Annotated in this window: 11 protein-coding genes; 7 read left to right on the forward strand and 4 right to left on the reverse strand. The window is 35.4% G+C overall.

The genetic code is table 11. The annotated features are described in order from the left end of the window. The first annotated feature begins 105 nt into the window (after positions 1-105). Positions 106-396: a hypothetical protein gene (locus AACP56_RS00370; protein WP_339334651.1), complete on the forward strand. Its 291-nt coding sequence runs from the start codon at positions 106-108 to the stop codon at positions 394-396. After that, positions 389-805: a hypothetical protein gene (locus AACP56_RS00375; RefSeq protein WP_339334649.1), complete on the forward strand. Its 417-nt coding sequence runs from the start codon at positions 389-391 to the stop codon at positions 803-805. Before AACP56_RS00370 ends, AACP56_RS00375 begins: the two co-directional genes overlap by 8 nt. Positions 806-866: 61 nt before the next feature. Here AACP56_RS00375 and AACP56_RS00380 read toward each other — a convergent pair whose 3' ends face one another. Both AACP56_RS00380 and AACP56_RS00385 read right to left on the reverse strand, forming a co-directional pair. Beyond that, positions 867-1,985, reverse strand: a complete 1,119-nt coding sequence (locus tag AACP56_RS00380; protein WP_339334647.1) for a GTP cyclohydrolase — start codon at positions 1,983-1,985, stop codon at positions 867-869. A 67-nt stretch (positions 1,986-2,052) separates the two neighbouring features. Further along, positions 2,053-3,012, reverse strand: coding sequence for a transporter (locus tag AACP56_RS00385; protein WP_339334645.1), 960 nt, complete (start codon positions 3,010-3,012; stop codon positions 2,053-2,055). An 85-nt stretch (positions 3,013-3,097) separates the two neighbouring features. Here AACP56_RS00385 and AACP56_RS00390 point away from each other — a divergent pair, with 85 nt between their 5' ends. Genes AACP56_RS00390 through AACP56_RS00405 form a run of 4 tightly spaced genes read left to right on the forward strand, consistent with a single transcriptional unit; the run spans position 3,098 to position 8,549 of the window. After that, a complete protein-coding gene (locus AACP56_RS00390; protein ID WP_339334643.1) occupies positions 3,098-3,358 on the forward strand; it encodes a DUF4834 family protein in 261 nt (86 codons plus the stop codon). A gap of 24 nt (positions 3,359-3,382) precedes the next feature. Beyond that, positions 3,383-5,821: a YfhO family protein gene (locus AACP56_RS00395; RefSeq protein ID WP_339334641.1), complete on the forward strand. Its 2,439-nt coding sequence runs from the start codon at positions 3,383-3,385 to the stop codon at positions 5,819-5,821. Then, on the forward strand, positions 5,821-7,107 hold the full coding sequence (locus tag AACP56_RS00400; protein ID WP_339334639.1) for a glycosyltransferase family 4 protein: 1,287 nt from the start codon (positions 5,821-5,823) through the stop codon (positions 7,105-7,107). Before AACP56_RS00395 ends, AACP56_RS00400 begins: the two co-directional genes overlap by 1 nt. After that, the gene (locus AACP56_RS00405; protein ID WP_339334637.1) at positions 7,092-8,549 is read left to right on the forward strand and encodes an oligosaccharide flippase family protein; all 1,458 of its coding nucleotides are present in this window, start codon (positions 7,092-7,094) and stop codon (positions 8,547-8,549) included. Before AACP56_RS00400 ends, AACP56_RS00405 begins: the two co-directional genes overlap by 16 nt. Before the next feature lie 86 nt (positions 8,550-8,635). Here the strand turns inward: AACP56_RS00405 and AACP56_RS00410 are convergent, their stop codons facing one another. Both AACP56_RS00410 and AACP56_RS00415 read right to left on the reverse strand, forming a co-directional pair. Beyond that, positions 8,636-9,853, reverse strand: coding sequence for a hypothetical protein (locus AACP56_RS00410; RefSeq protein WP_339334635.1), 1,218 nt, complete (start codon positions 9,851-9,853; stop codon positions 8,636-8,638). Positions 9,854-9,942: 89 nt separating this feature from the next. Continuing rightward, on the reverse strand, positions 9,943-10,371 hold the full coding sequence (locus AACP56_RS00415) for a hypothetical protein (RefSeq protein WP_339334633.1): 429 nt from the start codon (positions 10,369-10,371) through the stop codon (positions 9,943-9,945). Positions 10,372-10,795: 424 nt separating this feature from the next. On the opposite strand from AACP56_RS00415, the gene AACP56_RS00420 reads away from it, so the two are divergent. Next, positions 10,796-12,517: a serine hydrolase domain-containing protein gene (locus tag AACP56_RS00420; RefSeq protein WP_339334631.1), complete on the forward strand. Its 1,722-nt coding sequence runs from the start codon at positions 10,796-10,798 to the stop codon at positions 12,515-12,517. The last annotated feature ends 335 nt before the right edge of the window (positions 12,518-12,852 follow it).

Here is a 12,852-nt window from a genome sequence, read left to right on the forward strand (position 1 = left end):
CTTTTGACCAGTATTTGGATTAACATTTCTGAGGTTTTCAGATATTTTATACTTGTTATGCCGCGTATAAAATCTTTTTTTAACAATAGAGAGGGTATTGCAGATATGGATTTAGGCATTTTTGCAATCTGGGGGTTTTGGGACACTCTTTTAACAGGCCTCCTAGTTTTTGTTTTTTGGCTCTATTCAAGGGTTTTTGGTGATTCAAATCGGTCTGTGTTGATTTCAGGCACACTGGTTTGGTTAGCTGTTTTCGTTATTTTTTGGGTAGCAACATCAAATATGGGGTTGTCGGAATGGAAAATTCTTTGGATTACGTTGCCATTAAGTTGGCTAGAAATGGCAATTGGTGCTTGGATTGCCGCTGCACTTTATGAAAAATATGAAAATGAGTAAATCTAAAATAGTTGATATTCCCACTAAGATGGAAAAGTTTTATGGAAAAGGTACAATGTTGCATCCATCTGTTGAAGAGATTGAGGAACTTATAAAAACCATTCCAAAAGGCTTTGTTACTACAATCGATTCACTCGCAAAACGTCTAGCAACAGATTTTGGCACGGACGTAACTTGTCCAATGCGAACCGGAAATGGCATAAAGAAAATCGCTGAACGCTATTCAAATGATAATATCGATTTACAAATTCCGTTTTGGCGTGTAATTCGTTCCAATAAATTGGTCATCAAGTCCAAAAACTTTGAATTTTGTGCGTCTCAAATCGAAGATGAAGGATTTAAATTGCTTTTTACAAAATCTGGTTCTATAAAACTAGAAGTAGATTCTGATAGAATATTTGTTTTTTAAGGCAAAATTATCCCAAGATATAAATAGGGAAAGTTTGGCTCTAAATTATTTGGGACGATAATTACAAAGCTTTTCTATAGGTACGTCTCCGTTTATGCGTCCAGGGGTCAAAATGCTTCCAAATCTGCGCAATGGCGGTATTTTCTTCCAACTCCGGTGTACGTATGCAGTTTACAATACCTTTCTCGGTAAAGGTTTTATAGAATTCATTAAATATTATAGCGGTAACCCCTTTGTTTTGATAATCTGGATGAACACCAATCAAATAAAACGTTACATTTTTACTGTGTCTTCTCGCTCTTAATAAGTGAAAGATTCCAAAAGGAAAAAGTTTTCCTTTTGCTTTTTGCAAAGCCTCAGAAAATGAGGGCATCACTATGGCAAAAGAAACTAGGTTGTCGTCTTTATCCACTACAAATTTTATATACTCTGGGTTTATAAAACTGATGTATTTCTTTTTAAAATATTCTTTTTGAACATCAGTTATCTTGACAAATGAAGCTAAACTTGAGTAGCTTTCATTGAATAGGTCAAACATATTATCTACCCAAGGCATAATTTCCTTACTGTTGGTAAAATTGAGTGCTCGCAGACTATAGCGTCTCTTTATGAGCTCATTTGCTTTAGCAAAAGTTTTGGGGTCAGCATTTGCAAAAAGAAACTTGTTTTCCAAGTATTCTTTTTCTTTGACAAAACCGTGCTGTTCAAAATGTGATTGGTAATATGGATGATTGTACCAGGTAATCATGGTTCCTATATGGTCAAATCCGTCAATCAATACTCCAACTTTGTCCAAATTGGAAAACCCAACTGGCCCTTCCATATATTCCAACTGCTTCTGTTTTCCAATTTCGGCCACTTTTTCCAAAAGGGCTTTGGATACTTCAAAATCATCAATAAAATCGAACCAGCCAAAGCGCATTTTCTTTAGTTTTTGCTCTTTAACTTCAATCCAATTTACAATAGCTGCTACACGACCTACTATTTTAGTATCGCGATAGGCAAGGAAGAATCTGGCTTCCGCATTTTTAAAAGCGGGATTTTTGGTTTTATCAAAAGTATCCAGTTCGTCCTTAATTATCGGTGGAACCCAATACTTATTGTCTTTGTAGAGTGAAAAAGGAAATTTTACAAACGCCTTAAAATCGGCAGGGGATAGTACTTTTTTTATAGTGACCATGCAGTTGGATTTGAATGGTCAATATTAACAATATTAAGAACGCAAGAAAAATAGTATTTGAAATAAGTTAGAAGTCCAGCTCGTTTTTCTTCTTTTTCTTTTTACGTTTTTTCTTCATGCTCTTCTTTTTGATTTTACCGGTATTATCACTTTCAGTTTGGATTAACTCATCTTTATGAAAATCCAGACGATAAGATAAACCCGTGGATACCAGTATTCGTGAAGGTGTGGTTTTAAAACTTCCCCCAAAATTTACGTCAACTTGAAAGTTTGGGCTAAATAAATGAGCAATACCTCCTCTTAACAATAAATCTGAATAGCGGTCACTGTCTATACCTTGATGCTCTACAAAAACACTCCATTTGGGATTGCGAAGGGCATGGGAGAGCGAAATGGTATAACTTAGTTCAGGAAAATCTGTAGTGATTCTATCATAAGCAATATTTGAAATCAGCACAAATCGTGGTGACAACAAACTTTGTAAGGCCACCATACCGCGATATGAAATGGTAGCGTCTTCGCGATAAAAAGGATTATCCCCTAAATTAAAAGTTGCCCCTCCATAAACCGAGACAGCAGGAATCAAATTTTTCCATTGAAATTTATTGTTGGCCCTCCAACTATATAGGTTGGGTTTGCTTGCTTCAGGATTTTTAAAAGGATCATATAGCAAGTACTTTAAACCAATTCTATTTCTTCTGAAATCTGTTCTGGTTTCTTCAAAATTTAGGTTGTTGAATGTAATATTTTGATTGATGTAGGAACCTTCATAGTTCAGTTCTAAGTTTTCTAAAAGCAGTCCATAACGAAGCGAAAGATCACCTCCGATAATATTGGAATCATAATTAATATCTGAATGATTCTGTATTTCATATAATAATCCAACTTCTGCCTGTACTACATTCTTACCAACAGCATAAGCACTTACAGAGACCCCAGGACGATTCGAGTTAATAACATCCGTGTATTGTGCAGAAGCTAAAAGTGGGAAAAGGAGTAAAAGGAAAACTTTTTTTTGAATGGCCATAGAACCGATTTTAATACTATTTTATGAAACTTTATATGGGTTTGCGATACTTACAATGTAATTTTGAATCAATAGCAACAGTAATATGGTTTTATTACAAACGATTTTAATACTAATCTTAGTATACTACGGAGTCAAATTACTTTTAAAATGGTTGGCTCCAAAGCTGTTTAATTATGCGGTCAAGAAGACCGAAGAACGTTTTGGACAGCAGTTTGGTAATTATCAAGATTTTAATAATCAAACACAGTCAAAAGGCCAGACTACGGTCAATAAAAAGACGAGACCAAAATCTAATCCTTCAAAAAAAGTTGGAGAATATATAGATTTTGAAGAAATTGAGTGATCTTTGAGCTCTCAATAGCATTCTATGAAGCTTTCCGCTAAAGCAATCTTTACCAATTTAATTGTCATTGCCATTTTTATCATTACGGCGCTGGCATACTTTAACCCAGTGTTGCAGGGGAAAGCAATCTTTCAGTCAGATATTGCCCAGTATAAGGGAATGGCCAAGGAGCGTAATGATTATAAAGAGACTACCGGGGTTGAATCATATTGGACCAACAGTGCCTTTGGAGGAATGCCAACTTATCAATTAGGTGCAAACTACCCTCATGACTATGTAAAAAAACTGGACCGTTTAATTCGGTTTTTACCACGACCAGCGGATTACCTTTTTCTTTATTTTATCGGTTTCTATATTTTAATGCTCTGCATGAAGGTGGAATATAGACTAGCCGTTTTAGGCGCTCTCGCCTTTGGCTTTTCTACCTATCTCATTATAATTTTAGGAGTAGGGCATAATGCAAAAGCACATGCTTTGGGTTATCTACCGATGGTTTTAGGTGGAATTACCCTAGTTTTCAGGAAAAAATATCTATTAGGTTTTATTTTAACCGCAATCGCTATGGCGCTAGAGATAAGTGCCAATCACTACCAGATGACCTATTACTTTATGCTATTGGTCCTAATTCTTGGACTCGTGTATTTAATCTATGCGATAAAGGATAAACAGTTAAAGCATTTCTTTAGTTCGGTGGGTATTTTGATTGTGGCCGTGGTATTGGCGATAGCAACCAATGCAACTTCTCTCATGGCAACCAAGGAATATGCAGATTGGAGTACCAGAGGTAAATCTGAGCTGACCATAAATCCAGATGGTTCTGCAAAAGAAATTAGTAATGGTTTAGATAGAGATTATATCACCCATTATAGCTACGGTATTACCGAGTCTTTGGATTTATTGGTGCCACGAATGTTTGGTGGGTCTAATAATGAGGATTTAGGAAAAGATTCCAAATCCTATGAGTTTTTAATTGGCCAAGGTTTACAACCATCACGGGCATTGGAATTTTCTGAGAGTTTACCACTATACTGGGGAGACCAACCGGGAACTTCTGCACCTGCATATATAGGTGTAGTTATATTCTTCTTATTTGTAATTGGTCTATTTTTAGTAAAGCGAAAATTTGTTTTATGGCTTCTTGGAGGTACAATTTTATCCTTGTTTTTGTCTTGGGGAAAGAACTTTCCGGTCCTAACCAATTTTATGATAGACTACTTTCCATTGTATAATAAGTTTAGAGCGGTTTCTTCCATACAGGTGATACTAGAGCTTTGTGCGCCAATTTTAGCAATTCTGGGTTTACGGGAGCTTTTTAAATCTTCTGTAAAAAAGAAGGTGAAAATGAATGCTCTAAAGGTTTCAGGTATTATCGTTGGAAGCATATTTGTCCTCATTTTTCTAATGAAAGGCTTTTTTGATTTTGAAAGCTTTAGGGATGCCAGTATGATACAACGTGGTTTCCCAGAAGACCTTATGGCAATGATAGAACGGGATAGGGAAGCAGTATATGTTAGTGATACCATACGTTCCGTAATTTATGCTGTTCTTACCGCTGGCGTCCTCTTTTTATTTTTAAGAGGAAAAGTAAAAAAGAATGTGGTAGTTATTGTGCTTGGAGCATTACTGCTTTTTGATTTAATCGGTGTAAATCTTAGGTATGTAAATAAGGACGACTTTGTGCGCTCTAGAGCCGTAGAACGCCCTTTCCAAGCATCAGATTTTGACAAGGCAATACAGCAGGATAAAGAAATATTTCGGGTTTTTGACCCACAAGAAGGTGTAAATGGCGCGCGGACGTCATATTTCCATCAGTCTTTAGGAGGTTATCATGCAGCTAAGCCCGGTAAGTTGGAAGATTTATTTGAGTATCATCTGTACGACAATAATGTAGAGGTGTTAAACATGCTGAATGTAAAATATATTATTCAGCAAGATGAGGAGGGTAGAAGTTTCCCTGCAGTAAATGATGATAGAAATGGTAATGCATGGTTTATTGAAGATATACAACCTGTAAGTTCCGCAGATGAGGAAATCCAAGCTTTAAAAGGTTTAAATTCTAAAACAACAGCAGTTGTAAATACCAAATTGTTTCCCAGAATTACCAAATTGTCTTATGAGGTAGATTCTTTAGCTACAATTGATTTGGTTGATTTTAGACCGGATGTTGCTAAATATAATTATTCGAATTCCAATGATGGTTTTGTGGTCTTTTCTGAAATGCATTACCCAAAAGGATGGAAATCTTTCATTGATGGTAAAGAAGCAGAAAACATAAAAGTAAATTATGCCCTGAGGGGGATGAAAGTTCCCGCTGGAAATCATGAAATTGAATTTAGGTTCGAGCCAGAAGTGGTTAAAACTGGAAGTCAGATTGCTTTAGGCAGTAATATTCTACTTGGTTTGGTTGTTTTGGGTGGGATTATATTTTCTTTCTGGAGACCTAAGCGTAAAGCGAAGGAATAATGCAAAAAGTTCTCATTATAGCATATTATTGGCCTCCCGCTGGCGGACCAGGTGTTCAGCGTTGGTTAAAATTTGTAAAATACTTGTGTGATTTTGACTTGGAACCTGTTGTGTATATTCCCGAAAACCCCAATTATCCAATAACTGATGCTTCTTTAGTAAATGAGATACCCAAGGGAATTCAGGTGTTAAAGCAACCCATTTTTGAACCCTATGGATTGGCATCTATATTTTCTAAAAAGAAGACCAAACGTATTAGTTCCGGTATTATCCAAAAGTATAAGAAACAATCTGTATTAGAGCGTTTATTGTTATGGGTTCGTGGTAATTTCTTTATTCCAGATGCCCGTAAATATTGGGTAAAGCCTTCGGTTAAGTATCTCTTGACTGTAATTGAAGCGCAAGGAATACAAACGGTTATTACAACGGGGCCACCACACAGTGTTCATTTAATTGGATTAGGGCTAAAAAAACAAAAACAGATTAGTTGGATTACTGATTTTCGCGACCCTTGGACCAGTATCGGATATCATAAGAAATTAAAGCTAACTAAGTCTTCGCGAAAAAAGCACAAACAATTGGAAGCTCAAGTTCTAAGTACTGCCGATAAAATTGTAGTAACGAGCAACACCACAAAAGAGGAGTTTTTAAATATCACCCCAAAACCCATAAAAGTTATTACCAATGGTTATGATAATGAATTAAATCCGCTTCCATTGGATGAGAAATTCACCATTTCCCATATAGGCTCTTTGCTTACAGATAGAAACCCTACAACACTATGGAAAGTTTTAAATGAACTTTTGGTTGAGAATAAGGGGTTTAAAGAAAGTCTACAAATACAATTGGTTGGGGTAGTGGGGCAAGAGGTTCTGGAATCACTGAAAAACTTTGGTTTGTTATCTTTTGTGTCCAATCTAGGCTATGTTTCCCATGAAGAGGTATTGCAATTGCAACAAAAATCCCAAGTCCTACTACTACTTGAAATTGACTCAAAAGAAACCAAAGGAATTCTTCCCGGAAAGCTGTTTGAATACCTAAATTCGAAAAGACCAATTTTAGCAATTGGGCCACAGGGCTGGGAAGCTGCACAAATTATAAAGGATACCAGTGCAGGGCATGCAAGTAATACAAAAGAAGAAAGTGAGTTAAAAAATGTACTTTTAGAATGGTTTGAAAACTATAAAAAAGGTAAACTAGTTTCAAAATCCCAAGATATAGAAAAGTACCATAGAAAAGAACTGACCAACCAACTTGCCAAATTCATTAGATGGGAATCGTCTTAAAACAATCGCTTAAAAACACCACTATAACCTACATTGGTTTTGGTATAGGTGCGATTAACATTCTCTTTTTATACACTAAAATACTGCCGGATGTTTATTTTGGACTGGTCAATGTGATTTTGGCAACTGCGGCAATACTTATGCCCTTATTGGCATTTGGGGTTCACAATGCCATGGTCAAGTTCTATAGTGGCCAAAGAGAAGAGGATAAGGACTCTTTTTTAACGCTAATGTTAGTTAGCCCGTTAATGGTTTTATTTCCTTTAGCATTGGGGACTTGGCTCTTTTATGATGATATAGCCAATTTTTTATCCAAGGAAAACGAGATTGTAAGGGATTATGTCTGGTATATCTTTTTAGTGGCTTTTGCCATGGCCTATTTTGAAGTCTTCTACGCATGGTGTAAAGTGCATCTAAAATCGGTTTTTGGTAATTTTTTAAAGGAAGTTTTTGCTAGGCTTTGTGTTATGATTTTGCTAGGGATGTATTATTTTGAAATCATCTCTCTCGACTTTTTTTTAATGGCATTGGTTGGTGTTTATCTTTTAAGAACACTTATCATTAAGTTATACGCCTATTACATACGAAAGCCAAAGTTAGATTTCAATTTTCCAAAGGAGACCAAATCAATATTGAGTTATAGTTTGTTAATAATTCTTGGGGGTTCTGCAGCACTGATTCTTTTAGAGATAGATAAAGTAATGATTAATCAGTTTGTGGAGATTGAAAATGTGGCCTACTACAGTGTTGCTGTGTTTATAGCTACGGTTATCATAGTTCCTTCAAGAGCGATGCATAATATTACCTATCCGCTTACTGCGGAACTTTTAAATTCAAATAACCTAACTGAATTAAGGAAGCTGTACCAAAAAACATCTCTGACACTTTTTATCGCTTCGGGAATACTATTTCTTTTAATTGTTTTGAATTTAGAGGAGTTGTATAAATTATTGCCAAAAGCTTACCGTGGTGGGTTTTATATTGTTTTGCTCATAGGTTCAACGAAGGTTTTAGATTCGCTTTTGGGTAATAACAACGCTATTTTATACAACTCAAAATACTACAAAACCGTATTGTTGTTTGGCGTCTGTTTGGCAATATTGACCATACTTTTAAATTTATGGTTAATTCCAAGTATGGGTATAGAGGGTGCAGCGTTAGCAAGCTTTATTGCTATTTGCCTTTTTAATATTTTAAAGCTTTGGTATGTGAACACCAAGTTTAAAATCCAACCATTTACTGGTGCAACTGCTAAGATTTTGGCAACCCTAGTGGTTCTAGGCGCATTATTTAGCTACTTGAATTTTTCATTTCACCCCATTATTAACATCATCCTTAAATCAGCACTTCTAGTTGCAATGTATGTGGGGATTTTATATCGTTTTAAAATTTCTGAGGATGTAAATGGGATTCTCTCTAAGTTTTTGAATAAGCGTTCATAGCTTTTTAGATTTATTATCTCAGTGAAAAACCCCGCAGCGGATAAATCCAACTACGGGGTAACAACTAACCAACCTAAAAACTATCTTTATTGAACTCTTCTAGAACTTCTGCTTCTAGAGCTAGTTCCTGAACTTCTTTTTGAAGAAGAACTTCTGCTCACTGTTTTTCTTTGAGGTGTACTTTTTCTTTGTACACTCTGCGTTCTTCTTTGTGGAGCGCTACGTTGTACACTAGATTTACGTTGTGTATTACGGTTGCTAACTACACTTCTGCTTCTATTCTGCGCTTGTGGCTTTCTGTACGTTTTAGTAGTTCTGCTCACTGTACGCTTTTGAGGCGTTCTGGTAACTTCTCTTTTAGTGACCGAAGTACCTCTTGGTGTACGCTTTACCGTTCTTTGGGTTACACTTGTACCCCTGTTGGAACGTTGGGCAACACTATTACTTCTTTTTACAGTGCTGTTCCCTCTACGTACATCACCCTGTCTGGTAGACTTGCTTCTGGATACTGCTGATCTATTGCTAGAGCTACGTCCACTGTCGGCAAACCTTCTATCAGACTTAGAGATTCTCTCACCATTTCTACCAAAATCACCTCTACGACCTCTGTTCTCTCTAACAGCTACTCGTCTGTCGTTACGATATACATCTGCTCTTCGTGATCTGTTGTAACGGTATTCTCTACCTCTATTTACATAAGCACGTCTAAAATTGTTTCTATAAGGCCTGTGCCAAGTATATCTTACTGGGTTGTACCATCTTCTATATGGAGTGGTCCATACATTACAGAAACCTACTGCTGGTCTAGCAAACCATCTATGGAACGGTCTGTATACGTAATTTCTGTTATAGATATTTATGAATCCCGTATGGTAACTAAACACCCCTCTGTTATAGAATAGATTAAGACCACCAATTCTACGGACTCTGTTGTTCCTGTACCAAACATCTATACCACCAATTTGTGATACACGACCATAATAGTCATAAAAGATTGGTACGTTCTCAACTTGGATTACAGCACCGTAATCATCATACTGTACAAATGGATTGTAATTAAACCCAGAATTGAATGTAATACCAACATTACCAACTCTTGCTCTTGCACCAATGTTCACTTGATTGTCTATGTAGAAATCAAATTCACCATCTGGATATACAGAGAATGTTACTCCATTTTCTACGAAGATGAAGGAGTTATTATAACGATAAGCATTAACAACAACCTTATCTTCTAGTGTTTCTGCTTTGGTCATGGTTGTACCAAAAAAGACCGCTGCAATAATAAGTACTAACTTTTTCATACTATAAGGTTTTAAATTCTGGAAGTAACTATTTACTTTCCGATTAGATAATACCAAACAGCGTGCCAAAAAAATTAACTATCTAAAAATCAGATATTTAAATTATAAATAAAGAGTAATGTATACACAACGGCGAAGAAAACAAAAAGGAAGTTCATTCCATAGCTACCAAATTTGAAAAGCTTCTTTTGTGGAATTTGATACATGGGGTAATAGGCAATTTGTGTAGCCACTTTGCCCACCCAATAAGCCCCAATTAGACCGGTTAATGCCAATGCCAGATTGGTCTGGTTCTTTAGGTCTGAAGGAATTAAGATGGCTATAAGCCCAAAAGTGAAGTTTAAGCCTTGAATATAACGCCCGTAGGTCTTTGCAATTTCCTGATTTAATGGCTTTAGTTGTTTTACGTCTGTATACCAATCAAAAACTTTATGTCTTATATATGGATAAATTAAGGCAGTAAAGATTTGACCAATCCCGCCTGCAATTATAATCCAATTAGGAATTTCAATGTTCATATATTAAGTGTTTTAGTACAAAACTTCTTTTTGGTTTACTAAAAGTAGTGTAAGAAATCTAGTTGTTAAAAACTATAGAGGTTTTACACTAGATTTTATATAAATTTTCTGCGACCGTGCTAGATGGAATTGAAACTCAACTTAGATAAGCGTTAGTCACCATAAGCACAAATCTTTAAATCTTACTAAAATAAATGTTACCGAGGCTTTTATTTTTGTTTTTGAGAAAAGCTTTGATAAACATACAGTTTTTATCGTAAAATCATGTAAATCAATAAGATAAAAACTTAATTTGAGCGTTGTATTGATTTTGAAATACCCTCTTTATGGTATTAAAACTACAATTCAATAAACCAGATGTAACCTTTACAGAATTTTTTTGTCTTCATGATATAAACAGAGTTAAAAACTTAATTTCTTTATCATGAAAACCATTACAACTAGAAGCCAGTCAAAGAATGCTTTTTCCAAAAACTACATTAAGATTAACAAAATAGTACTATTTATTTTTATACTATTAGTTAAAGTTACCTCTGCCCAAAATACTACCGAGGTAGATGCTCTTTTTGAAAAATACAACAACACTGAAGTTCCAGGAATTGCGGTTTCAGTCACAAAAGGTGGCAGCGCCATTTACCAAAAAGAGTTTGGTATGGCAAATCTGGAATATGGGATTCCAATCACGGAGAAAACAAAATTTCATGTAGCGTCATTATCGAAACAATTCACGGCCTTTATGATCTTGAAACTTGAGGATGAAGGTTTATTGTCCATTAATGATGATGTAAGAACATACATTCCTGAATTACCCAATTATGGTAAGAAAATAACTATCAATCATTTACTAACACATTCTAGCGGAATACGGGATCAGTGGCGATTATTGGAAATGGCAGGTTGGCGAATGGACGATGTTATTAAGACCGAGCAGGTTTTTAAGCTTATTACAAGTCAAAAAGAGCTCAATTTTGCGCCTGGAGATAGTTTTAAGTATTCTAATTCTGGATATACCTTATTGGCCATTATTATAGAACGACTTACCAAAATGTCATTTGCCAATTATGCAAAGAAAACCGTATTTGAACCTTTGCAAATGAATGATAGCTTTTTTTATGATGATCATGAGGTAATGGTATCTAACAGGGCCTATTCTTATAAAAAAGTGAATAATCAACTTAAAAAGAGCAATCTAAATTTTGCAACGGTAGGCCCTACCAGTTTATTTACCACAACTGAAGATATGAACAAATGGGCACATAACTTTAAAAGCCTGACAATTGGTAGTGAAGGTATCTTCCAAGCAATGAACCAGAAAGCGCAAAAGAACGATGGGACAGTCTCAAGCTATGCTAAGGGTCAGTTTGTGAAAAATTATAAGGGCTTAAAAATGATTTACCATTCTGGATCAGATGCGGGATACCGTTGCTACTTTGCTAGGTTTCCAGAGCTTGGGTATGAATTTACTGTTTTGGCAAACGCATCATATATTAGTGCCTATGATGAAATTTATAAGCTTATCAATCATTATTTAGAAGATGAACTTCCTAGCGATAGTGACAACAATGAAACTAACGAACTATTTCAGTATGACGATAATCTCTTTGTTAATCTTTCCAACGCCGAAATGAAAAAGTTTGAGGGCTCTTATTTTAATCGCGAAACCAAAGGTTATACTGAGGTTAAACTCGAAAATGACACACTCTATTTAAAAGGAAGTGTTTTATCGGAAACCATCAAATTATATCCTGTTGGGAATAGTAATTTTAAAGTTAAGGGGAGCAAATATGATATCTCTGTAAACTTTAAAGAAAATGATTATAACGAGCCAATACTTGAGATTAGAATACCAGACATCATGTGGTATTGGAATATGAAAGTTGATAAAGTAAACCCCTCAAATTATTTAGGAACTTATTACAACGACGAATTAAATACACAGTACAATCTGATAGAAAAGGATAATGAACTATACCTAATACACCATAAATTGGATGATATAAAGATTGTACAAATCAATGAAGCGTACTTTAGTTCCAATAATCGAAACTTTTCAAATATCAGGTTCGAGCGAAATAACGCAGGTAAAGTGCTTGGGTTTTCAGTATCTAACCGGGGTATAAAAAAAATTGCTTTTTCAAGAAAATGAATCTTGACATCTAAAGTATAGGTAATGGAGGCCTCGAAAAGAGAAGAAAGTACTGAAATTGAAAATTAGAAATAATTGATGTTTACATAGATGTATCTGAGAAAAGATTGATGAATGTAAACTAAAATACAGTGGCTAAATATGGCTAAGAGCAATTGCTTGTTATCGCCTACTTCTGAATCCCTATAGCTATCGAGAGTTTTCGCCTGCCTGCCTTTGGCAGGAGAAATTAATTTTAGGTTCCTTTTCGTTTCATTCGCTCGGAATGACCGCTAGTAGTATTTTGTCATTTCGAACGTATGTGCGAAATCTTGTTGTTAAAAACTATTAGAACT

This window comes from Croceitalea sp. MTPC6, assembly GCF_036985525.1.
Lineage (GTDB): Bacteria > Bacteroidota > Bacteroidia > Flavobacteriales > Flavobacteriaceae > Croceitalea.